At 64.5% G+C, this 22,528-nt stretch carries 24 protein-coding genes; 12 read left to right on the plus strand and 12 right to left on the minus strand.

Annotated elements, in window-relative coordinates:
- Positions 1 to 87: 87 nt before the first annotated feature.
- Positions 88 to 816: an AzlC family ABC transporter permease gene (locus tag AC0L2B_RS13745; RefSeq protein WP_128167158.1), complete on the plus strand. Its 729-nt coding sequence runs from the start codon at positions 88 to 90 to the stop codon at positions 814 to 816.
- Positions 813 to 1,109: an AzlD family protein gene (locus tag AC0L2B_RS13750; protein ID WP_091594168.1), complete on the plus strand. Its 297-nt coding sequence runs from the start codon at positions 813 to 815 to the stop codon at positions 1,107 to 1,109. The genes AC0L2B_RS13745 and AC0L2B_RS13750 overlap by 4 nt, the downstream gene beginning before the upstream one ends.
- A 24-nt stretch (positions 1,110 to 1,133) precedes the next feature.
- Here AC0L2B_RS13750 and AC0L2B_RS13755 read toward each other — a convergent pair whose 3' ends face one another.
- The 6 genes from AC0L2B_RS13755 to AC0L2B_RS13780 all read right to left on the minus strand — a co-directional run bounded on the left by AC0L2B_RS13755 (position 1,134) and on the right by AC0L2B_RS13780 (position 7,211).
- Positions 1,134 to 2,273, minus strand: a complete 1,140-nt coding sequence (locus AC0L2B_RS13755) for a DUF1501 domain-containing protein (protein WP_473745708.1) — start codon at positions 2,271 to 2,273, stop codon at positions 1,134 to 1,136.
- Positions 2,274 to 2,310: 37 nt separating this feature from the next.
- The gene (locus AC0L2B_RS13760) at positions 2,311 to 3,681 is read right to left on the minus strand and encodes a DUF1800 domain-containing protein (protein ID WP_473745709.1); all 1,371 of its coding nucleotides are present in this window, start codon (positions 3,679 to 3,681) and stop codon (positions 2,311 to 2,313) included.
- A gap of 72 nt (positions 3,682 to 3,753) precedes the next feature.
- Entirely contained in the window at positions 3,754 to 4,221 is a 468-nt protein-coding gene (locus tag AC0L2B_RS13765) for a periplasmic heavy metal sensor (RefSeq protein WP_473745710.1), read from the minus strand.
- Entirely contained in the window at positions 4,218 to 4,622 is a 405-nt protein-coding gene (locus AC0L2B_RS13770; protein ID WP_091594174.1) for a hypothetical protein, read from the minus strand. Before AC0L2B_RS13770 ends, AC0L2B_RS13765 begins: the two co-directional genes overlap by 4 nt.
- Positions 4,619 to 5,167: an RNA polymerase sigma factor gene (locus AC0L2B_RS13775; protein WP_473745711.1), complete on the minus strand. Its 549-nt coding sequence runs from the start codon at positions 5,165 to 5,167 to the stop codon at positions 4,619 to 4,621. Before AC0L2B_RS13775 ends, AC0L2B_RS13770 begins: the two co-directional genes overlap by 4 nt.
- A 199-nt stretch (positions 5,168 to 5,366) precedes the next feature.
- Complete coding sequence (locus AC0L2B_RS13780) at positions 5,367 to 7,211, minus strand: aminopeptidase P family protein (RefSeq protein WP_473745791.1); 1,845 nt, start codon at positions 7,209 to 7,211, stop codon at positions 5,367 to 5,369.
- Between the two features lie 312 nt (positions 7,212 to 7,523).
- On the opposite strand from AC0L2B_RS13780, the gene AC0L2B_RS13785 reads away from it, so the two are divergent.
- Positions 7,524 to 7,853, plus strand: coding sequence for a hypothetical protein (locus AC0L2B_RS13785; protein ID WP_473745712.1), 330 nt, complete (start codon positions 7,524 to 7,526; stop codon positions 7,851 to 7,853).
- 35 nt (positions 7,854 to 7,888) lie between these two features.
- Here the strand turns inward: AC0L2B_RS13785 and AC0L2B_RS13790 are convergent, their stop codons facing one another.
- Entirely contained in the window at positions 7,889 to 8,761 is an 873-nt protein-coding gene (locus AC0L2B_RS13790) for a 50S ribosomal protein L11 methyltransferase (protein WP_473745713.1), read from the minus strand.
- Positions 8,762 to 8,847: 86 nt separating this feature from the next.
- Positions 8,848 to 9,423: an SCO family protein gene (locus AC0L2B_RS13795; protein WP_128246426.1), complete on the minus strand. Its 576-nt coding sequence runs from the start codon at positions 9,421 to 9,423 to the stop codon at positions 8,848 to 8,850.
- A gap of 204 nt (positions 9,424 to 9,627) precedes the next feature.
- Between AC0L2B_RS13795 and AC0L2B_RS13800 the strand changes: the two genes are divergently transcribed.
- From AC0L2B_RS13800 to AC0L2B_RS13810, 3 genes are all read left to right on the plus strand, one after another.
- On the plus strand, positions 9,628 to 10,143 hold the full coding sequence (locus AC0L2B_RS13800) for a CreA family protein (RefSeq protein WP_473745714.1): 516 nt from the start codon (positions 9,628 to 9,630) through the stop codon (positions 10,141 to 10,143).
- A 69-nt stretch (positions 10,144 to 10,212) separates the two neighbouring features.
- Positions 10,213 to 10,854 carry a DapH/DapD/GlmU-related protein gene (locus AC0L2B_RS13805; RefSeq protein ID WP_473745715.1) on the plus strand — a complete coding sequence of 214 codons (642 nt, stop codon included), beginning with the start codon at positions 10,213 to 10,215 and terminating at the stop codon, positions 10,852 to 10,854.
- A gap of 77 nt (positions 10,855 to 10,931) precedes the next feature.
- Positions 10,932 to 11,342 (plus strand): low affinity iron permease family protein, encoded by a 411-nt coding sequence (locus tag AC0L2B_RS13810; protein ID WP_473745792.1) that lies wholly within the window; start codon positions 10,932 to 10,934, stop codon positions 11,340 to 11,342.
- A 3-nt stretch (positions 11,343 to 11,345) separates the two neighbouring features.
- Here the strand turns inward: AC0L2B_RS13810 and AC0L2B_RS13815 are convergent, their stop codons facing one another.
- Positions 11,346 to 12,212, minus strand: coding sequence for an SDR family NAD(P)-dependent oxidoreductase (locus tag AC0L2B_RS13815; RefSeq protein ID WP_473745716.1), 867 nt, complete (start codon positions 12,210 to 12,212; stop codon positions 11,346 to 11,348).
- 132 nt (positions 12,213 to 12,344) lie between these two features.
- Here AC0L2B_RS13815 and AC0L2B_RS13820 point away from each other — a divergent pair, with 132 nt between their 5' ends.
- On the plus strand, positions 12,345 to 12,626 hold the full coding sequence (locus tag AC0L2B_RS13820; RefSeq protein WP_128167136.1) for a hypothetical protein: 282 nt from the start codon (positions 12,345 to 12,347) through the stop codon (positions 12,624 to 12,626).
- 7 nt (positions 12,627 to 12,633) lie between these two features.
- Here AC0L2B_RS13820 and AC0L2B_RS13825 read toward each other — a convergent pair whose 3' ends face one another.
- Both AC0L2B_RS13825 and AC0L2B_RS13830 read right to left on the minus strand, forming a co-directional pair.
- Positions 12,634 to 13,209 (minus strand): TMEM175 family protein, encoded by a 576-nt coding sequence (locus AC0L2B_RS13825; RefSeq protein ID WP_473745717.1) that lies wholly within the window; start codon positions 13,207 to 13,209, stop codon positions 12,634 to 12,636.
- A 69-nt stretch (positions 13,210 to 13,278) separates the two neighbouring features.
- Positions 13,279 to 14,304 (minus strand): LacI family DNA-binding transcriptional regulator, encoded by a 1,026-nt coding sequence (locus tag AC0L2B_RS13830; protein WP_023798764.1) that lies wholly within the window; start codon positions 14,302 to 14,304, stop codon positions 13,279 to 13,281.
- Positions 14,305 to 14,502: 198 nt separating this feature from the next.
- On the opposite strand from AC0L2B_RS13830, the gene AC0L2B_RS13835 reads away from it, so the two are divergent.
- The 5 genes from AC0L2B_RS13835 (at position 14,503) to AC0L2B_RS13855 (ending at position 19,543) form a co-directional block, all read left to right on the plus strand.
- Positions 14,503 to 15,531, plus strand: a complete 1,029-nt coding sequence (locus AC0L2B_RS13835) for a Gfo/Idh/MocA family protein (protein WP_287291540.1) — start codon at positions 14,503 to 14,505, stop codon at positions 15,529 to 15,531.
- A 2-nt stretch (positions 15,532 to 15,533) separates the two neighbouring features.
- Entirely contained in the window at positions 15,534 to 16,439 is a 906-nt protein-coding gene (locus AC0L2B_RS13840; protein WP_208602508.1) for a sugar phosphate isomerase/epimerase family protein, read from the plus strand.
- 187 nt (positions 16,440 to 16,626) lie between these two features.
- Positions 16,627 to 17,640, plus strand: coding sequence for a substrate-binding domain-containing protein (locus tag AC0L2B_RS13845; protein ID WP_473745718.1), 1,014 nt, complete (start codon positions 16,627 to 16,629; stop codon positions 17,638 to 17,640).
- 56 nt (positions 17,641 to 17,696) lie between these two features.
- Entirely contained in the window at positions 17,697 to 18,494 is a 798-nt protein-coding gene (locus AC0L2B_RS13850; RefSeq protein WP_077383235.1) for an ATP-binding cassette domain-containing protein, read from the plus strand.
- Positions 18,491 to 19,543 (plus strand): ABC transporter permease, encoded by a 1,053-nt coding sequence (locus tag AC0L2B_RS13855; RefSeq protein WP_473745720.1) that lies wholly within the window; start codon positions 18,491 to 18,493, stop codon positions 19,541 to 19,543. Before AC0L2B_RS13850 ends, AC0L2B_RS13855 begins: the two co-directional genes overlap by 4 nt.
- Before the next feature lie 9 nt (positions 19,544 to 19,552).
- On the opposite strand, the gene AC0L2B_RS13860 is transcribed toward AC0L2B_RS13855, so the two are convergent.
- Positions 19,553 to 22,252: an ATP-dependent helicase gene (locus AC0L2B_RS13860; RefSeq protein WP_473745721.1), complete on the minus strand. Its 2,700-nt coding sequence runs from the start codon at positions 22,250 to 22,252 to the stop codon at positions 19,553 to 19,555.
- Positions 22,253 to 22,528 lie beyond the last annotated feature (276 nt).

Below are 22,528 nucleotides of genomic sequence, written 5' to 3' on the forward strand. Positions count from 1 at the left end.
AAAGGACGAGCGGCGCTCTGTGGATTCAAAGTGTTAGAGCGTCCTTTGCTCGTCCAAAAGGACGAGCGGCGCTCTAAGGAGTGGCTGATGTCGGCGGAAGCAATCTCCGAAAACCGCGCAAAAAGCGATTTCTGGCAAGGCGTACGGCTCAGCATGCCCGTCGTGGTGGCGGCGGCGCCGTTTGGACTGCTGTTCGGGGCGCTCGCCGTCGACAACGGATTTTCGGTGCTTGAAGCCTTGCTGATGAGCGCCATGGTTTTCGGCGGCGCCAGCCAGATGGTCGGCATCGAATTGTTCGGGCAGCATGTCGCGCCTTGGCTGATCGTGCTGTCGATCTTCGCCGTGAATTTCCGCCATGTGCTTTACTCCGCGGGCATTGGCCGGCGCATCGCGCACTGGCCGCCGGTGCAGCAGGCGGTCGGCTATTTCCTGCTCACCGATCCGCAGTTCGCCGTGGCCGAGCGCAAGGCGGAGGCTGGCGAGACGGTCGGCTTCGCCTGGTATATGGGGCTTGGCCTGCCGGTCTATGTGTTCTGGGTGACCGAAAGCGCGCTTGGCGCGGTATTCGGCAGGCTTATTCCCGATACCCATGCGCTGGGCATCGATTTTCTGCTGCCGATCTATTTCCTCGGACTGGTCATGGGCTTTCGCAAACGGCCACTTTGGCTGCCGGTGGTCGTCGCCAGTGCTGCTGCCTCCATCATCGCCTACAAGACGGTGGGCTCGCCCTGGCACGTCTCGATTGGCGCCGTGGCCGGCGTGCTGCTCGCGGTCATCCTGCCGCCGCGCCACAGCGGCGTGGAGGCGCGGCCATGAGCACAACCTTGTGGATCATCATCGCCGGTGCGATCGCGACCTATCTGACCCGCATCGGCGGCCATCTGGTGATCTCGCGCTTCGAAAACATCCATCCGCGCGTCGAGGCGGGGCTGAACGCCGTGCCGGCGGCGGTGCTGACGACGCTGGTGGCGCCGGCGGCGCTTGGCGGCGGGCCGGCGGAATGGGCGGCGTTGATCGTTGCCGGGCTGGTCTCGCTGCGCGGCGGGCTGATGGCGATGTTTTTGGCCGGCGCCGTCGTGCTGGTGCTGGCCCGGCAGTTCGTCGGGTAACCGGACCGGCTGAGTACGCCAGTCTTACTTGCGCACGATGTTGGAGATCGCGGGATCGAATCGACCTCCTGCAAAGAGCCTGCGCATCGTCTCTTGCGGATCGAGACCAAACGTTTCGGCTGATGTCACCGCAATCAGCGCGTCGAGGTCGAGCGTCGGGGCGAGGTCGCGTCCTTGGTAGAGCGCACCGGCAGACAGTCCCGGCCAATCGGCCAGCACCCGCCCGCCATTCACCGCTCCGCCAGCGATCATCGCAGCCGATGCCGTACCGTGGTCGGTGCCGCCAGTGCCGTTGACGGCGACAGTGCGGCCGAACTCGGTGGCGACCAGCACGGTCGTATCCTTCCAGACATCGCTGAGGCCAACGTGCAACCCATCGATGAGCCCGTCGAGCGCTCTGAGCTGGTTGGCCAGCCTGGCTTGCTGGCCGCTATGGGTGTCCCAGCCGCTGGTTTCGATCATGGCAACGCGCGGTCCGCCGGCCTTGGCGAGGAAGCCCGCGGCGGTGCGGCCGACGCTCGCTGCGTCCTTGCGCTGCGCGTTCACCGCGCCCAACGCCCTTGTCTCCATCGCGCTGCTCCACAGCGCATGCAGCTGTTCGTCGGCGTCATAGAGCTTGCCGACGCGCGTCATCAGGTCGTCCGGCGCCACTGGCAGGGCGGACGGCGCATAGGAGGTGACGTCTGCCTCGCCTCGCAGCGCCAGCGGGATGGTCGGTGCAAAAGCGATTGCTTCGCCGCGAGACTTCGGCAGCATGCCGACCAGCCGGTTCAGCCAACCGTCCTTGCGCTCGTAGGGCGACCTGCCGCCGCTTTCGAGCACATTTTGACCGTCGAAATGCGAGCGCTCGCGATAGGGCGAAGCGACCGCGTGGACGAACAGCGCCTGCTTGTCCTGATGCAGCTTGCGGAGACCGGTGAGCGAAGGATGCAGGCCAAACGTGCCGTCAAGCTTTATCGGATCGTCGATGACCAATGGGCCGCGCAGTGCGCGGTAGGCGGGGTCGGCATAGGGAACGATGGTGTCCAGCCCGTCCGCGGCGCCGCGCTGGATGATGAAAACGAAGCGGCGATCGGTTTCCACATTGGCGAAGACGATGCGCGGCGCGATCAGCATCGAGCCGAGGCCGGCGCCGGCGAGAGTAAGGAATTGACGGCGTTCCATCTTGGTCATCTCCTCTGGAAATCATCTTCGCTGAAAGTCATCTTCGTTGGAATTCGGGCGACACGAGCAGCAGCGCGATGCCGGTGCGCCGGCTCTCGGCGCGCTCGATCTCGGCCATCGCCAGGTCGCTGAGCGAGCCGGCAAAGAGTTTTCGCGCGAGATCTCGCGGATCGATATCGCCAACCTGCGCGGCGAGGCGCTGCGCCACCTCGACCCGGCGGACCAGTGCGTCGGGTGCTGCCCAGCTCCCGGCAACATCGTCATAGCCGGCCGGCGAACGCGGCCGCCATGCCGGTTGGCCGAGTTGGTTGAGCAGTTGCGCCAGACGCGGCTTGCCGAGTTCGCTGCGGCCCAGGCCGCGCAGCGCCGAGATCGTCCATTCCCACGGCGTCTTGAACTTCGCCGCTGCTGGTTGCCAGGCTTCTGGACTGTCGAGGAGCGCGCGGTAGACCGCGACGAGATCGCCCTTTGACCGGCGAAAGGCTTCGGCGAGCCGCGTCACGACCGCGGCCGGCGGTTCGTCGGCGATGAAGTGGCGCGCCAGCTTGGTTGCGATGTGCGTTGCGGTTGCCTCGGCCGCCGCGAGGTCGCCGAGCACGGCGAGCGCCTGTTTGTCGCCGCGCTGGTCGTAGGTCTGGCCGATGATCGTGCGTTGGCCCGGTTCGTGCAGCCCGGGTCGAAAGGTGAAAGCGCCGGCCTGGCCTCGCCCTTTAGCGCGTCCGGTGCTGAAACCGGTCAGCGCCAGTGCGAATTCGGTCACGTCGGCCTGACTGTAGCCGGAGCGTGCACCGAGTGTGTGCAGTTCCATGATTTCGCGGGCCAGGTTCTCGTTGATGCCGGGTTTGCGCTTGGCGCTGCGTTTTGCGGCGCGTTTGGCAACTTTCGAGTTGGGACCGATCGAGCGCACCTGGTCGAGATAGAACAGCATCGCCGGGTGGCGCTCGGCGGCGAGCAGCATATCTTCGAAGCGGCCGAGCACATGTGGGCGGATCGCCTCGCGCTCGAAGGCGCCGGCGATCAGGGTCACCTGCGGTTTCTCCGCCGAGATGGCGAAATGGTTCGACCAGAAATGCACGAGCCGTTCGACGAAGGGGGTCGATGTTTCGAGCGCTGCGCGTGCTCGCATGTCGACCTCGTCGCGATAAAGCGCTTGAGCCTCCTGGCGCGCCGCCTTGCGGGCGGCCATCTTTGCGGCCGCGTCGGCGTCTTTGGCCTCGAGCATCGCTTCGGCATAGCCGGCGCCGAGTGTGGCCGAGTCCTGCGCGCCGGAAAAGACCGCCGGGTTTGCGTCGTAGCTTTCGAACTGCGCTATCAGCCAGGATTTCGGGTCGGCCGGCGCCTCGTCGTCGGGCCGGGCGCCCAGGCCGAAGCGGTTGAGCGCAACCGCCACATCGCTCGGACTTGCCAATGGTGCCTCCGTCAGCATTGCTTTTGGAGGCTTCAACGCGGCAGCGACTGGAATCCGTCGCTGTTTCCAGCTCTATTTTTCGCCCGCTCGGCGCAGCATGTTGCTGCGGCCGCGCAGGCCGTCGACAAGTCGCGCCCTGTCGGCTGCCATCAGTCCCGTCGCGAAGGTCACGATTGCCTGTTCGAGCCGGCCGCGCAGCGCCATATCGGCTTGCCGGACCGAGGCGAGCGTCTCATTGACCGCCGCTGCGTCGATCGGCTCAGCCTCGATCAGGCGCGCCACCGCCTCGCGGCCGACCCGAGCCGCTTCGATGTCGGCAGCCGACTGGCGCCGCGCCTCTGCGAGCGCCTGGCGGAAGGCCTTGCGCTGGTCGGGCGACAGGCCGGCCGCGGCGAAGCGCAGGCCGCGCTGGTCGCCCGCTCTGTCGCGCTGCCCCTGCTGCGCCTGCCATATATAGCCAGCGCCGGCGGCGGCGCCGAGCACGAACACGTTCAGTGCCAGCGAGACGGCAAGCAGGATCCTGATGCTGCGTTCGCTCATTGCACGTCCCCCTGCATGTCGCCGAATGCGGTCAGCGCATAGGTGTCGCCATCGTCAGGGGCGCTGTTGGGCGGCAGCAGCACGGCGACTGTCAGCGCCCCGGCCAGCGCGCCCGCCAGTCCGATGCCGGCCAATCCGGCACACCGCCAAACGAGTTGGGTGCGGCGCCAAAGCGCAGACGGCGCCGTGGCGATGATCCTTCGCGCGAGCGCGTCGTCCGGAGCTGCGACGCGATGGCGCGACAGCAGATCGTCGAGCTCCACCGCCGGTGCAAGCGCGGCTTCGGCTTGAGCCGGATTGGCGGCGATGAAGTCCAGCGCTGCCGTGCGCTCGTTTTCAGGCCAGCGCTGCGGCGACCCGCCATAGGCGGCAACGAGCTCGGAAAACCTCTCTGGAGTCATGTCATTTCGTCCCTGTCTCGTCCGAGCCTGGAGCGCAGCTGCCGCCGCGCCCGCGACAACAGGCTTTCCAATGCCTCGATGCTGATGCCCATGACCTCTGCCGCATCGCTATTCGAAAGCTCCTGATAATACTGCAGCACGATCGCCTCGCGCTGGCGCTCCGGCAACTCGGCCAGCGCGCGCCGCACCTGGTGCTGATCGTCGGCCGCGAGCATATCCGCTTCCACGCCCGGGCGTTCGTCGGGGCGATCGGGAAGTTCCGCCACCGGCGTCTCCCGCCGCCTGCGCAGCCGGTCGTAGCAGAGATTGAGCGCGACGCGATGCAGCCAGGTGTCGAACTTCGCCTCGCCGGCGCGCCAGCCCGGAGCCGCCCGCCAGATGCGCAAGAACGTCTCCTGCGCGACATCCTCGGCCTCGCCGCGGTCGCCCAGCATTCGCGTGGCGAGACGGATCAGCCGCGGCAGCTTGCGCTCGACCATGGCTTCCACCGCAGCCGCATTGTTCTGAGCGATCAGCGCCAGCAGCCGCTCGTCGGTTTCGCCCACGCTCTGCCTTCTCGTTCCACCACGCCAGACCTTGTGCCGACACGACCGTCACCCTGCACCCGCCATGTGTCTTCAACGAGTTTCAAAGCGAAATCCGTCGGCGACCTTGGAGGTTAGAAGGCAGCGATAAGGCCGCAGGCCATTGCCTGCGGACCGGCATCCTTGGGTCCCTAGCTGAGCCACCAGTCTTTCCGAGAAATCAAATCTTCTGGTCGTGCGGCAGCGGTGCGGTTGCCTTCTCCAGCCAGGCCAGCGTCTCGCCGTCGAGCATCGGTCCGATCTCGGCCAGCACGCGGGCGTGGTATTGGTCGAGCCAATACAGCTCGTCGCGCGTCAAAAGGTCAGACCGCACCAGCCTGGTGTCGATCGGCGCCAGCGTCAGCGTCTCGAAGCCGTGCATGGCGATGTCGCCGCCCTCTATCGGTTCGGCCGGCGTCACCAGGATGAGATTCTCGATGCGAATGCCGTAAGAACCCTCCTTGTAGTAGCCCGGCTCGTTGGAGACGATCATGCCTGCCAGCAGCTTTTCGGTGCCGGTCCTGGCGATGCGCTGCGGGCCCTCGTGCACGGCCAGATAGGAGCCGACGCCATGGCCCGTGCCATGGGCGAAATCGCAACCGTGTTTCCACAGGGCAAGGCGCGCCACGGCGTCGATCTCGGAGCCGCGCGTGCCCGGGGGAAAGCGCAGCATGGAAATGCCGATCATGCCCTTCAGCACCAGCGTGAAGCGTTCGCGCATTTCCTCGGTCGGTGTGCCGATCGGCACGGTGCGGGTGATGTCGGTGGTGCCGTCCTGATACTGCCCGCCCGAATCGAGCAGGAACAGTTCGCCAGACTGAAGCTTTCGGCTGGTGGCGCGGGAAACGCGGTAGTGCATGATGGCGCCGTTCGGGCCGGCGCCGGCGATGGTGTCGAAGGACACGTCGCGCAGCGGCATCTGTGTTTCCTCGCCGGTGCTGCGGCGGCACTGCTCGAGCTTGGTGACGACCGCGATCTCGTCGAGCTTGCCCGGTTCCTGGCGGTCGAGCCAGCAAAGCAGCTTGGCAACGGCGGCGCCATCGCGGCGGTGCGCGGCGCGGGCGCCGCTGATCTCGGCCTGGTTTTTCGTCGCGCGCGGAATGCGGGCAGGGTCGGGTGCGGTGATGACGGTGCCGCCATTGTCCTCGACCAGCATTCTCAGTCTCTCCGCCGCCAGCACCGGATCCAGCGCGATCTTAGCGCCGCCCTTGGCCAGGGCTGCGATAGCAGCTTCGAATTCACCGGGTTCGTGCAATTCGGCGAGCTGCGTCAGATAGGCCGCGACGGTGCGTGAAAACTTGCGCTGGTCCATGAAAAGCAGGTGCGATCGATCGGCGGCGAGCACGGCGAAGCCGAGCGCCAGCGGCGTGTGCGGCACATCGCCGCCGCGGATGTCGAAGGCCCAGGCGATGGAGGACGGGTCGGTCAGCACGGCATGGGTGGCGCCATCCTTGCCGATCGACTCGGCCAGCCGCGCCAGCTTGTCCTTGGCCAATTCGCCGGCAAAGCCGATAGGATGAAGCTCGACCGGCGCCAGCGGCGGTTCGGGCTGGTTCTGCCAAATGGCGTCGATCGGATTCCTCTCGAGCGGCACCAATGTCGCTCCCGATTTTTCGGCCGACGCTTTCAGCGCTTTCACGTCGCCGATCGTCTGCAGCCACGGGTCGAAGCCAAGCCGCACGCCCTTGCCGAGATTGTCCTTGATCCAGGTGGCGGGCGGATTGTCGACCAGGCTTTCGATCGAAAAGATGTCGAGATCGACCTCGTGGCGCACCTGCAGCGTGTAGCGGCCGTCGACGAACATGATGGCACGGTCGCCGAGCACGATGGCGACCCCGGCCGAGCCGCTGAAGCCGGTCAGCCATTTCAGCCGCGCCGAGCGGTCGGCGACATATTCGCCCTGATGCTCGTCGGCACGAGGCACGATGAAGCCGTCCAGCCCGTTGGCCGCCAGCCATTGACGCAGCAACGCCACACGTGGCTTGCCGACGGCGGGGTCGCCTGCGGAATCAAAGGTCTGGAACATCATGGCCTCTCCTCGGATGCTGGATGCGAGCGGCGGACTAGTCGACCCGTGCCGCCGCTCACATCCAGGTTTTATGTTTGAGCATCGGGTTTTCCCAAAACCGGTTTCCACTTTTGGGCCCGATGCTTTGGCGCGACCGTAGCGCATGACCCCGAAAATCGGAATCGACTTTTGCTACGCCAGGCGCCGGCCGAATTCGGTCCAGCAGGGCAATCGCTTCAGGTCTGCGCTGCCCCTCATTGCCCGGCAGGGCAATGAGGGACAACGCCGACATCGACGGTGGTCATTCTACGTGAGCTGGGAGGCCCTCTTTTGCCTGCAGTGATTGCCCTGTTCGGTCCAGCATCGCTTTTGCGCATGGACGCCATGCAGAATCAGCGATTTAAAAAAAGGTCAGCAGAGCTTACCTTTTTGGCGTGGAGGAACGAGTCTTACTGCCCTGCAAAGGAGACCATCATGTCCACGATTTCAGCCAGACGCGGATTTTTCAGAAGCGCCGTGAACGCTCTCATCGAAGCGCGCCAGCGCGAAGCGAGCCGCTATGTGAGCGCGGTTCTGCTTGGCTTTGACGACGAAACGCTGAAAGCGAACGGCTACGATCGCGAAGAACTGAAGAAGGCGGCAAGGTCGCGCTATGTCTGAGCGAATTTGCGGCGTGCGATTGAAGGCGCTGCGCGTCACCGCTTGAGGTGGATTGTCACCCAGCCTTCGCGATGCAACGTCCTGACATGGCGGAACTGCTGGCCGACATAGGCGGAGATCACCGCGTCGCGCTGCCGGTCGAGGATGCCCGACAGCACGATCGAGCCGCCCAAACCGACATGCCCGGCCATTTCGGGCGCCAGCCGCATCAGCGGCCGCGCCAGTATATTGGCGACGATGAGGCCAAAAGGGCCGCGCGCGGCAAAAATCGGATGGTGGAAGCCCGGCGCCGTCACCGTTTCGACGAGCGCCTTGACGTGGTTGAGCCGCGCGTTGGCGGCGGCGACTTTTGTGGCGACCGGATCGATGTCGGTCGCCAGCACCGGGACATGGGCGAGCTTGGCCAGCGCGATGGCCAGCACCGCGCTGCCGGTGCCGAGGTCGAGCGCGTTGCGCGGGCGCTCGCGCCGCACGACCTGTTCCAGCATCTCGAGGCATCCGGCGGTGGTGCCGTGATGGCCGGTGCCGAAAGCCAGGCCCGCTTCGATCTCGATGGCGAGTTCGCCGCTGTGGCGCTTCCTGCGGTCATGCGCGCCGTGGACGAAGAAACGGCCGGCGCGTACCGGCTTCAGTCCCTCCAACGAACGCGTCACCCAGTCGATATCAGGCACGGGCTCGCGCGCAATCGGCCTCGACAGGGCCAGCCCGGCAAGGATCTCCTTCAAGCGCGCCTCGACGGCATCGACATCGCCGTCGGCATAGAGTGACACTTCGTGGATGTCGCGGTCCTCGTCGACGTCGACCAAGCCAATCGGCAGGCCCTCATCTTCGAATGCCGCTTCGAACGCCGCGAAGATACGGTCGGCCTCGATCTTTCCAGTGGTGAAATAAAGCCGCGTTTGGGTCATCAAACGATTTTCTTCGTGAGCATGATCTTGTCCGAAAACCGGTTCCCACTTTTCGCTGGCGCGGACCGTCGGTTCGGGACCATGCACTAACCTGCCGCCAGCCGCTTGAGCTTGGCGATGGCGGCGTCCGGGCTTTCGCCATAGGCGATGGTGCCGGCGAAATCGCCCCTGGCGTTGAGCAGCAGCACCGAAGCAGTGTGGTCCATCGTGTAGTCGCCGTTGCCGGTATCGACCTTTTTTGAATAGATGCCGAAGGATTTGGCCATGGCGCGGACCTTGTCCGGATCGCCGGTGATGCCGAGGATGCGATCGGAGAAGTTGCTGATATAGGCGTTCATGATTTCGGGCGTGTCGCGCTCCGGGTCGACCGTCACGAAATAGGCGCGCAGGTTCTTGCCATCGTCGCCCATCGTCTTCAGCCAGCCGGCCAGTTCGAACAGCGTGGTCGGGCAGACTTCCGGGCAGTGGGTGAAGCCGAAGAAGACGACGCTGGGCTGGCCGCGAAAGGCAGCCTCGGTGATTGGAGCGCCCTTCTGGTCGACCAGCGTGAACGGCGCGCCGAACGGCTCGCCGCCATAATGCCCGCGGTACCATTCAAAGGTGAGCCAGCCGATGCCCGCCGCCATCAGGACGAGAATGCCGACCAGTATTGAACGCATCATCAATTGGCTGTCCGTCGCTATTTTCATCGGCGCCGTATCGGCGCCTTTGGAGCTTGTTGGGCGAACACTCTTAACGGTTTGATCTCGCTCGCGCAAAGATGTCGCGTTGCCGCAACCGGCTTTCTCTTAAAAAATGATCCGCTTGCAAAGTGCTGCCGCCCGTCCCACCTGAGGTCGGCAAAACTCGAACGGCAGGAGGCTTCCTTGCAAGGACTGATTGGGCAAGGACTGATTGGGCGAAAACTGATCGGCGCTTTGGCCGCATGCCTTGTCGTCGGTGCTGGTGCGGCTGTCGCTCAGGAGGTCGGCAAGGTCGGCGTCGACTGGCTCGGCAACGACATCATCGTCGAGGCGATCAAGGACCCGAAGGTTGAAGGCGTGACCTGCCATGTCTCTTATTTCGACCGTGGCGTGATCGATCGCCTGCAAAAGGGCAACTGGTTCGAGGACCCATCCGATTCCTCGATCGCCTGCCGCCAAACCGGGCCGATCACCATCGGCGACATCGACATGAGCGAGGCCGGCGAGGAGGTGTTCAAGCAAGGCATCAGCCTGATCTGGAAGAAACAGGTGGTGAACCGCATCTACGATAAAGCCAACGAGACCCTGATCTATCTGTCGCATTCGCGCCAGGTGCAGGACGGTTCGGCGAAAATGTCGGTCACCACGGTGCCGCTCTATGGCCAGAACGTGGAGTGGACCAACGGCAAGCCGAAATAGGCTCTGGAAACAGGTGACGACGATTGCTCCCGCTTGCGGGACTAACCGCTCGGGCGTAAAGCCGCCGGGATGGACCGTCCCGAAAACCTCGTCCTGAAAGACCCCGAGCCGCGGATCCACCCGACCGCGGAGTTGAAGGCATGCAAGCTTGGGCGCTACGCCTCGATCGGCGAGCGGGTCATCTTGCGCGAAGTCATAGTCGGTGACTTCTCCTATTTCGAGCGCCACGCCGAGGCGATCTACACGACAACAGGCAAGTTCTGTTCGATCGCCGCCAACAGCCGTATCAACGCGCTCGAGCATCCGATCGAACGGTTGACCCAGCACAAGATCAGCTATCGGCCAAACGAATATCTCCGCTGGCTCGGCGTCGACGCCGGATTTCGGGAGCGACGGCGGGCGACGCCCGTCACCATCGGCCACGACGTCTGGATCGGTCATGGTGCGGTGATCATGCCTGATGTGAGCATCGGCAATGGCGCGATCGTCGGCGCCAATGCGGTGGTGACGCGCGATGTACCTGCCTATGCGATCGTCGCCGGGGTTCCGGCCAAGCCGCTGCGCCAGCGTTTTGCCGAGAAAACCGCTGCGCGGATTGAAAGCCTCGGCTGGTGGGACTGGTCGGTCGAAAAACTCGCCAGGGCGATTCCTGACATGCAGGTGCTTTCCATCGAGGCCTTCCTCGACCGCTGGGAGCACGAAATCCCCTGATCCTTGCGGGTCTCTAAACGGCTACGTCGGGGAAAGGAGGGAACCCGGAGCGGATGCTGGTTGTTTCTCCTGCCATGATGGAGAAGCTTTTCACCAGGATCGCCACCTACGTTGCCCATCTTGCCGGTCTGCCGGCGACATTCGCCGTCTGTTTCCTGATCATTGTTGCGTGGGCGGCAAGCGGACCGATGTTCGGGTTTTCCGATACCTGGCAGCTCATCATCAACACCGGCACGACGATCGTCACCTTCCTGATGGTGTTCCTCATCCAGAACACCCAGAACCGCGATGGCACGGCGATTCAGACGAAACTCGACGAGTTGATCCGGGTCGGCAAAGCTCACAATACCTTTATCGGCATCGAGCACCTGACCGAATCCGAGGTCGAGGAGATCCGTAGAAAATGTGAACAGGCGGCGAAACGGCATGATACGGCGGTCAAGAAAGCCACTGCGCAAAAGCGCGGCTCGAAGACGCATGCGGCGTGAGCGTCACCTTTCCATGAACGCCGCGAAAGCGTCCTTGTGGTCCGGGTGCCAGCGCGACAGAGCAGGGCGATTTTCGATGATGTCGCCGATCGCCCAGGCCATGCGCTTTTCGTCCATGGTCCGTGTCGCCTCGTTGTCGGGGCACAGGATGTAGAAGTCGCCACGCACCAGCGCGGCCATCATGAAGTCGATCACCTGCTCGCCGGTCCAGGCGCCGGCGGGCTTTTCGGTTGCACCCTCGGTCAGGCCGGTAAAAGTGAACCCCGGAATGAGCAGATGCGCAGCAATCTTTCCGCCGGGCTCGTTGCGCAGCGCATGCGCCAGCCCTTCGGTGAAGCTCTTCACGCCCGATTTGGAGACGTTGTAGGCAAGGTTGCCGGGCGGCGTCGTGATGCCTTGCTTGGAGCCGGTGTTGACGATCAGGCCGGGCCTGCCGGCCGCCAACATGCGCGGCACGAAGGCCTCGACGCCATGGATGACGCCCCAGAAATTGATGTCCAGCAGCCGCTTCCAGGCGTCGCGGTTCTCCCAGGGTTTGCCGGGATTGTTGCCGACGCCGGCATTGTTCATCAACAGCGACACGCCGCCGAAGGCATTGAATGCCTTTTCGGCCAGCCGGTCGACTTCGTCGGCTTTCGAGACGTCGGTGGCGACCGCGAGTACCGCGCTGTCGCCGGCAATCGTTGCAACGGCACCGGCAGCCTCATCGAGCCGCGCGCCGCCGATGTCGGCCAGCACGATTTTCAGGCCCATTGCCGCCAGCCGCCTGGCCGCGGCAAGGCCGATGCCGCTGGCGCCGCCGGTGATGACGGCAACGTTGCCGGAGCCAAGGGCAGGCAAAGCGCTCTGGATTTCGGCGTCGGTGGTCATCGATCGTGTCCTCGTTCAGGTTGCGCCGAACTTAACGCGGCGACAGGCTCGCGCAACCCCGTTTGGGCGTCCTTGGGTTGACCACATCGGCAGGCGCTGCGCATGCTGTCCGCGTAAGAAGGAGATTACCGATTGACCGACTGGATCGAGATCCTGAAAGAACAGACCGCCACCGGCGACCAGATGAGCCGTGAGGTGCCGCAAATGCTTGCCAATCCCGACATCAGCGAAGCGCAAGTGAGAACGCTGTTTTCGGCGCTCGAAAAGCAGGCGGAGTTCGTCGAGAAGCTGCGCATGGCGCTGGAAAAATTCGGCCATGATTTTTCGGTGATCAAGGCGGCCGAGCGGCTGGAGGAGCGCTATGCCGACCTTGCGGCCTCGGTGGCGGAAAAGCTGAAGGCGATGCGGGGATAGGGCGGACCTATTTTTCGATCTGCCTTTCGAAACGCTTGTCCGGCACGAACCAGATCATGGCAACCAGCACATAGAGCGCGACGCTGATCCATTGATTGACGAAGGTCAGCGGAATGACGGCGATGTAGAGGACCACCGAGATCTTTTCCTTGCGATCGGTGCCTGCCGCTCTGGCGAAGGCAGTGTCGTTGCCATGCAGCCGGTGCAGGAGGACGACCAGAATGAAGTAGGCGGCCGCGCAAAGCGCCAGGACAACACCGTAAACGGCGACAGGCACCGGCGCGAAATGGTTTTCGCCCATGAAGGCGGTGGTCACGGGCATCAGCGACAGCCAGAACAGCAGATGCAAATTCGCCCACAGCACGCGGCCATCGACCCGCTGCACGGTGTGGAACATGTTGTGCAGATTGTTCCAGTAGATGCCGACATAGATGAAGGACAGCACGTAGCTGAGAAAGGTGGGCCATAGCGGTGCCAGCGCGGAAAAATCCGCGCTATGCGGCACCTTCAATTCCAGCACCATGATGGTGATGATGATGGCCATGACGCCATCGGAAAATGCCTCGACCCGTCCCTTGCCCATGGATTCTCCCCTGCTGCGCCTGACTCATCCTAGGCGATCGACGTGGCTGGAGGGAAGGCCCGGCCATCATCAGTCGCTGTCGCGCGCGATCAGCTCCAGCGGCCAGACCTCACGGATGATCCGCGCGCCTTCGGGGCCGGCGAAGGCCGGGATCGACGCCAGCAACATTTCGGCAAGCCGCCGTCCCATCGGCTCCAGGCGAGGGCGGAAGCCGGTCAGTGCCGGTGAAAAATAGCGGCAGAGCGGCGTGTCGACGATGACGATCACCGCAATGTCGTGGCCCGGCTTGATGCCCATCTCGGCCAGCGCCTTGCAGCCGCCGAGTGCCATCGCGTCATTGTTGAAGATGATGGCGGTCGGCGGGTCCTTGGAGCGCATGACCTGCGGCGTCACCGCGTCGCCGCCGGCCTCGTTGATGAAGCCTTTCGCGATCAGCCCGGGGTCGACCTCGATGCCGTGCCGCCGCAAGGCCTTGCGATAGCCGGCCAGGAACAGGTAGCCGAAATTGAGGTTGAGGGACGGGCGGATGGCGGCGATGCGGCGATGGCCGCGCGCCACCAGGCGGTCGACCGCGTCGGCCCCGGCTTTTTCGAAATCGAGGTCGAGCGACGGATAGGTCTTGCCGCCGGAGCGGCTGCGGCCGAGCGTCGCGAACGGGAATCCGACCCTGGTCAGGTAATCGATGCGCTCGTCCTCGCGACGCGTATAGGCCAGCACCACGGCGTCGGCCCGGCGCGTCTCGACCACCCGGCGCAGGCGCTCCTGCTGGTAGTCGCCCGGCGCGCCCATCACCACGATCAGATCGAGCCCGCTTTCGGCGAGTTTCGCCTGCAGCCCGGTCAGGAATGGAATGAAGAACGGCTCGCCATATTGCTGGTCGCCCGGGTGCGGCTGCAGCATGAAGGCGATCGAGTGGGTGGCGCCGCGGCGCAGGCTGCGGCCGGACTGGTTCGGCGAATAGTTCAGCTTTGCCGCCGCATCGAGCACGCGCTGGCGGGTGTCGGCATTGACGTCGGCACGGCCGTTGAGCGCGCGCGACACGGTGCCGATCGAAATGTTCAGGTGACGCGCAAGGTCGTGGATGCTGGACGCCAAAGGACAGTTCTCCCCCTTGCCTGGCTATCATCGGCCGCTCTTCAGGCCAAGGTGATCTAGGTGATTTTCGCGAGCGGCCAATTGACATTCTACGCCTTCCGGTGTGTTCTCGTAAACGTTTACGGAAAAACGTTTACGGTCATGCCGTGAATGCCGTGACGATCAGTCTGGAGGGGCCGAGCGGAGGAGGAGCGCTGGATGATGAATGTCGTCCTGGTCGGCTGCGGAGCGATGAGCAAGCACTGGCTCGATGCGGCGAGGCAGATCGACGGGTTGGCTATTGTCGGCCTTGTCGACCTCGACGCCGACAGGGCGAAGGCAAGGGCGCGCGAATACGAGCTTGCCGGCGCCATTGTCGGGACCAATCTTGACGCCGTGCTCGACCAGACCAAGCCCGACGCTGTGTTCGACGTCGTGGTTCCGGCGGCTCGGCGCGATGTCGCGCTTTCGGCCTTTGCGCATCACTGTCACCTCCTGACGGAGAAGCCGCTGGCTGACAGCCCGGAGAACGCGCGCGCCATCGTCGAGGCAGCCCGACGCGCCAGGCGCGTGCACGCCGTCGTCCAGAACCGCCGCTATGTCGCCAACGTCAGGCGCATCAGGCGTTTTCTCGATTCCGGCGCCATTGGTGCGCCAACCAGCATCCACGCCGAATTCTTCGTCGCGCCGCATTTCGGCGGGTTTCGCGAGGAGATGCGCCATGTCCTGCTGCTCGACATGGCGATCCATACTTTCGACGCCGCCCGCTACATGGTCGGCGGCGCGCCGGCCAGCGTCTACTGCCAGGAATGGGAGCCGGTCAATTCCTGGTACCGGCAGGGATCGTCGGCCACCGCAATTTTCGAGCTCGGCGGCGGCAAGCTGTTCACCTATGCCGGCTCCTGGTGCGCCGACGGGTTCCGCACCAGTTGGGAGAGCACATGGCGCATCGTCGCCGAGCACGGCAGCCTGGTCTGGGACGGTGAGGATGGGCTGAGGGCGGAAGTCGCGCGGCCTATCCGTGAAGGCCTGTTCGATCGCACAGAGCCGCTCGCCGTGCCGCCGCTCGATCCCAATGACCGCATCGGCGGCCATCTCGGCATTATCCAGGATTTTGTGCGCGCCGTCGAAACCGGCAGCGAGCCGGAGACGCGTGGCGCCGACAACATCAAGAGCCTGGCCATGGTCTTTGCCGCGATCGAAAGCGCCGAAACCGGGCGCCGGGTCGCGATCGCACAGGAAGGGTGACGATGCCAAACCCGCTTCTCGACATCAGGATCGGCACCATGGTGCGGGCCAATCTCGATGACCCGGCCGCCTATATCAAGGCCATCCTGCCGCTCGGCTTCGAGAGTATCCAGCCCTTCTTCTGGCAGACGCTGGGCGGCAAGGATCTTCCACGGCTGGCCGGCCAGATCCGCGAGGCGATCGGCGACGCCGACGTCGTCGTCTCCTCGCTCGGCGTCTTCGGCAATCCGCTGGAGAGCGGCGATGTCGATCGCGGCGTGCTTGATGCCTGGGAAACGGCCATCGACCATGCGCATCTGTTCGGCACCGCGATGGTCAGCGGCTTCACCGGCCGCCTCCGCGGCAAGCCGCTGCCCGACAGCCTGCCGCGCTTCCGCGAGGTCTGGGGACCACTGGCCCGGCGCGCCGCCGACAAGGGCGTGCGCATCGCCTTCGAGAATTGCGCGATGGACGGCAACTGGGCCGATGGAGACTGGAACATCGCCCACAATCCGGACGCCTGGGAGCTGATGTTCAACGAATTGCCCGATGACAATCTCGGCCTGGAATGGGAGCCCTGCCACCAGCTCGTTTACCTGATCGATCCGATCCCGCAGATCCGCAAATGGGCGCCGCGCATTTTTCATGTCCACGGCAAGGACGCGACGGTGCGCTGGGACGTGATCCGCGAGCATGGCGTGTTCGGCCGGCTGCCGTTCGTGCAAATGCGCACGCCTGGCTTCGGCGACAGCGACTGGACGCGGGTGATCAGCGAATTGCGGCTGGCCGGATACAGGGGCGCCATCGACATCGAAGGCTGGCACGACCCGGTCTATCGCGGCGACCTTGAGATTACCGGGCAAGTTCGGGCGCTGGACTACCTCAAGCAATGCCGGGGAGGTGCGACGTATCTGCCGAACCCGGCGTGAGGCTAATGCATGTCGCGCAAAAGCATGCCCTCGGGCCTGACCCAGGGCCTGACCCAAGGGTGTGCAGCGGTTTTGCGGCAACGACATGCATCAAACAGGGAGCCGGCCAGCGAAGCATTGCGGCGAGAAGCCGAAGCATTCGTCGAAGACCCCTCGGCTTGCGAGGGAACAAAGGGAGGATAAGTGCATGAGCATCACGATGAGAAGGACAGTTCTGCGCTCGACCGTCATGGCGGCCGCTACGGCGCTCGCCGCCGCAATCTCCACCTTGCCCGCCCAGGCGCTCGATGCCCAGTGGTGCAAGGACGTCCACATCCGCTTCTTCGTCGGCGGCGCCGAGGGCGACGCCTTCGGCACCATCGTCTACAATGGCGCCAAGCAGGCCGAGGCCGATCTTGGGCCGAAGGTCGACTACATCTTCTCCCAGTGGGATGTCGAGAAGATGGTGCAGCAATTGCGCGAGGCAGTCGCGGTCAAGCCCGGCGGCATCGCCATGATGGGCCACCCGGGCGATGCTTCGATCATGCCGCTGGCCGAACAGGCGCACAAGGACAGCATCAGGATGATGTACCAGAACGTGCCGGTGCCGAAGGTCACGGCAGCGTTCGGCGGCGGCTATGTCGGCGCCCAACAGGAAGAGCAGGGCCGCGCGCTCGGCGCCGAGGCGTTCAAGCTGGCCAGGCTCAAGGCCGGCGACAAGGCGATCATGATCGGCCCGTTCGAGAACGAGAGCCGCGGCGCGCGCGAGCGCGGCACGGTCGCCGCCCTGAAAGAGGCGGGCGTCGAGGTCATCCAGCTCTCCTCGCCGCCGAGCGGCGAATGGGCTTCCGATCCCAATCTGGCCATTCCGGTGATTACCGCAGCACTCCTCAACAATCCCGACGTCAAGGCGGTTGGCTATCCCGGCGGACAGATGCTGGGCAACGTCCCGACCTACATGCAGGCGGCAGGCAGGAAGGCTGGCGATATTTTCAATTTTGGCTTCGACACCAGCCCGCAGATCGTCGAGGGTTTTAAGGGCGGCTGGGTCCAGCTGACGGCCGACCAGCAGCCGTTCCTGCAGGGTTATCTGCCGATCCTCAGCCTCTGCCAGCAGGTGGTGCTGGGCCTGGCGCCAATGAATGTCGACACCGGCGCCGGCTTCGTCACGCCTGACAATTACGAGATCGTCGCCGAACTCGCCAAGCAGGCGCTGCGCTGACCTTTTGACACGGCTGCCGGTCTTCCGACCGCAGCCGGAACCAAGTGAGGATCGCCATGGCAGAACGCCTTATAGAGCTGCGCGACATCAGCAAGTCCTACGGTCAGGTCTATGCGCTGGGTGGGGTCAATCTCAGCGTCGACCGCGGCGAGGTGGTCGGCCTGATCGGCGACAACGGCGCCGGCAAGTCGACGCTGATCAAGATCCTCTCCGGCGTGGTCAAACCGACCAGCGGCGAGATCCTCATCCGCGGCCAGCCGGTGACCGGCTGGAGCGCCGCGCGCTCGCGCGACGCCGGCATCGAGACGGTATTCCAGGACCGGGCGCTGGCCGTGCAGCAGACGATCGTGCGCAACATCTTCATGGGCCGCGAACTCACCGGCTTTCTCGGCTGGCTGAAGGTCAACAAGGAAATCGAGGAGGCGAGCCGGCTGATGCGCGAGATCGGCTTCACCTCGAAAGTGTTCACGCCGCAATCGATCGTCGGCCAGCTTTCCGGCGGCGAACGCCAGGGCGTGGCGATCGCCCGGGCAATCTACAAGCAGGCCGACCTGATCATCCTCGACGAGCCGACGACGGCGCTGTCGCTGACCGAGACCGCCAAGGTCTTCCATTTCGTGCGCCAGGTGCGGGCGAGCGGACGGTCGATCCTGTTCATCGGCCACAACATCCACCACGTCTTCGACATCGCCGATCGTTTCGTCGTGCTGGACCGCGGCAAGGTCGCGCTCACCGCCGACCGCAGCCAGGTCAAGTCGGCCGAAGACCTCATCAACTTCATGGAAGACGTCGCGCATCCGGGTGGATTGCCGGGACTGCACGACGCCGGCGACCCGGAGCAGAGAGCACGATGAGCAAGACGATGGAGCCCGATCTGCAAGAGCCGTCCGCAGGCATCTCCCGTCCCGGCAATCCCCGGAAAGAGTGGAAACACCCATCCGATCACTGGATACGCGGCTTCATCCTCGACAACCGCGCCGCACTTGGCACGCTTGCCGTGTTCGTGGTGATGATGACGGTGTTCATGATCGCCAACCCGACCGTCTTCACCACCTGGTATCTCTACAGTTCCGTGCTCACCACGCTGCCGGTTGCGCTGTTCGTGGTGGTGCCGCTGGTCTTCGTCGTCACCTGCGGCGAGATCGACCTGTCGTTTCCGGCGACGATGGGTTTTGCCTCATGGGTGTTCGCGCTGGTCGTGCAGGCCGGCTACGACCCGTTTCTCGGTATTGCCGCCGCCATTGGAACGGGCACGTTGCTCGGCTTCTTTGTCGGGTCGCTGGTCGTCTATGGCGGGCTGTCGTCGCTGATCGCCACGCTCGGCATGAACTTCCTGCTGCGCGGCCTGATCCAGATCATCAACGAAGGCAGGTCGACGGCGCTGACCAGTCTTGCCGACAGCTGGGCCTACAAGATCTTCTCCAGCCAGCTTTACGGCATCCCGGTGCAGATCTTCTGGGCCATTGGCTTTGTCGTGCTGTCGGCGCTGCTCTACAACAGGCATCGTTTCGGCGCGCAGGTGAAGGTGGTCGGCGACAATCCCGACAGCGCCCAGCAGATGGGCATCGACGTCAAGCGCGTGCGGGTGAAAGTATTCGTCTTCGTCGGCATCGGGGCGGCGATCGCCGGCACCTTTTCGGTGATGATCAACTTCACCTGGTGGCCGACGGCCGGCGACGGCTATCTGCTGCCGGTGCTGGCATCGGTGTTCGTTGGCGGCACGCCGACCTGGGGCGGCATCGGCACCGTGGTCGGCGGCGCCATCGGCGCCGTCACCGTGTCATTCATCCAGACCGGCGTCGTCGCGGCAGGCCTGAGCGGCTTCTATGTCCAGTTCTTCAACGGGCTGATCATCATCCTGTCGCTGCTCGGCCACAAATGGAACCAGGCGCGGTATCGGTGAGGGGGAGACTCACACCCCGGTGACAAACCCGTCCAGCACGCGTTTCTGGCCGGCCTTGTCGAAATCGATGGTCAGCTTGTTGCCGTCGATGGCGGCTATGTTGCCGTTGCCGAATTTCTGGTGGAAGACGCGGTCGCCGACGCTGAAGGCCGACGGCGTGTCGGCGACGGACTTGGCGACCAGTTCGCCGTCGATGGTGCGGCCCTTGATCGAGGTGCGGCCGGCGCCATAGCCACTGTCGGTCTCGCCATAGCCGATGCGCTCGACCTGGTGGCCGGAGCGCGAGCCCCAGTTGCGGTCGGTCGCCTCGGTGCGGTTCTGCTGCGCGCGCTGCCAGCCCGGCGTTGCATAGGTGCTGGAGAAGGCGCCGGATTTTTCTGCGCCGATATTGTCGAAGCGCGAAGCGCCGTAAGGATTCTGCCGTCCTGCCGCCTGGCCGCCCCGTCCGGAGGCGAAGGAGCCGCCGCCATAGGCATTGCCGTAGCCGCCATAGGAGTTGCCGCTCTCGGCGACCTCGACATGGGCTTCCGGCAATTCATCGAGGAAGCGCGACGGGATCGTCGATTGCCACAGGCCGTGGATGCGGCGGTTGGAGACGAACCACAAATGCAGGTTGTTCTTGGCGCGGGTCAGCCCGACATAGGCCAGCCGCCGCTCTTCCTCCAGCCCGGAGCGGCCGCCCTCGTCGAGCGCGCGCTGATGCGGGAACAGTCCTTCCTCCCAGCCGGGCAGAAAAACCGTCTCGAATTCGAGGCCCTTGGCCGAATGCAGCGTCATGATGTTGACGGCGTCGAGCTCGGCGTTCTGCTCGGCGTCCATCACCAGCGCTACATGTTCGAGGAAGGAGCGCAGCGATTCGTACTCCTCCATGGAGCGGATCAGTTCTTTGAGGTTTTCCAGCCGGCCGGGCGCTTCTACCGAGCGGTCGTTCTTCCACATGTCGGTGTAGCCGCTCTCCTCCAGGATGGTCTCGGCCAGCTCGGTGTGCGGCGTGGTCTCCAGCGCCTTCTGCCAGCGCTCGAAATTGGCGGCGACTTCGCGCAGCGCCGCGCGCGGCTTTGGCTTCAGCTCGTCGCTCTCAGCGAGTTTTTCCGCAGCCTCCAGCATCGGGATGCGCAGCGCCCTGGCGGTGTCGTGGATCTGGCGGATGGTGGCTTCGCCCAGCCCGCGCTTCGGCACGTTGACGATGCGCTCGAAGGCGAGGTCGTCTGCGCCTTGCGCGACGACGCGGAAGAAGGCCAGCGCATCGCGGATTTCGAGGCGCTCGTAAAAGCGCGGGCCGCCGATGACGCGATAGTTGAGGCCGAGTGTGACGAAACGATCCTCGAACTCGCGCATCTGGAAGGACGCGCGGACAAGAATGGCCATGTCGTTGAGATTGTGCTTCTGCCGCTGGTAGGCCTCGATGGTTTCGCCAACGGCGCGCGCCTCTTCCTCGGAATCCCAGGCGGCATGGACATGCACCTTCTCGTCGTCCTCGGCGATCTTTTCGGTGAACAGCGTCTTGCCGAAGCGGCTTTCATTGTGGGCGATGAGGTGGGAGGCGGTGCCGAGGATGTGCGCGGTGGAGCGGTAGTTGCGTTCCAGCCGGATGATCGTGGCGCCGGGGAAATCCTTGTCGAAGCGCAGGATGTTGTCGACTTCGGCCCCGCGCCAGCCATAGATCGACTGGTCGTCGTCGCCGACGCAGCAGATGTTTATGGTGGACCTAGCTCGGCCTTCGGATGAAGAGCGCCCAATCTCCCCCCTAGAGGGGGAGATGTCGCCGGAGGCGACAGAGGGGGGCGCTGTCCCTCCAGCCTGTCGGCGCGAGGCACCCCCCTCTGTCCTGCCCGACATCTCCCCCTCAAGGGGGGAGATCGGCTTGGCATCCGGCCGCTGCGCCAGCAGTCGCAGCCACATGTATTGGGCGGTGTTGGTGTCCTGGTACTCGTCGACGAGGATGTAGCGGAAGCGCTTGTGGTATTCCTTCAGCACGTCCGGATTGGCGCGGAAGATACGGATCGGGTGGCACAGGAGATCGCCGAAGTCGCAGGCGTTCAGCGTCTTCAGCCGCTCCTGGTAATCCTTGTAGAGCTCGCGGCCCTTGCCGTTGGCGAAGGCGCGGGCGTCGCCCTCGGCAATCTCGGCGGGGCCAAGCCCTTTGTTCTTCCAGCCGTCGATCATCTGGGCGAACTGCTTGGCCGGCCAGCGTTTGTCGTCCAGTCCTTCGGCCTGGATGAGCTGCTTGATCAGGCGCACGACGTCGTCGGTGTCGAGAATGGTGAAGTCGGATCTGAGCCCGGCAAGCTCGGCGTGGCGGCGCAGCAGCTTCACTCCAATCGAGTGGAAGGTGCCAAGCCACGGCATGCCTTCGACATTGCCTTCGCCGATCAGCAGGCCGATGCGCTGCTTCATCTCGCGCGCCGCCTTGTTGGTGAAGGTGACGGCGAGGATCTGCGACGGGAAGGCCTTGCCGGTGGCGAGGATGTGGGCGATGCGGGTGGTCAGGACGCGCGTCTTGCCGGTGCCGGCGCCGGCCAGCACCAGAACCGGACCCTCTGTGGTTTCCACCGCCAGCCGCTGCTCGGGGTTGAGCCCGTTCAGATAATCGGGCGCATTGGCATGGCCGCTGCGGGCAGCCATGGCGCGCGCAGCAATGCCCGACGGGGCCACGGGCCGCGCGTTCGGTTCATCAAAAAAAGGCATATCTTCCGAAAAGCCGGACATCTCCCCCGAATGTAGTGATTCGGCAGCGAAAGGCCAGAAGTGTCTCCGTTTTGTTCTCAATCCAGGCGGGGGAGTTACAAATCCGATGGCACGACAGCCATAACGCCGGCCCTGCTCGACAGGCACGGCGGGTCGGAGAAAGTGGGACAGCGCACCAGTCGAACGGTGTCATCCTGGACCAGCCGCCGGTCTGGCGGACCTGCGCTCGCGTCAGCAGCGCCTCACCGATCCGTGACTGGACCGTGCGGGCTTCTACCCTATCTTGCGCGGCGGACA

The sequence above is a fragment of the Mesorhizobium sp. WSM4815 genome (genome assembly GCF_055811575.1).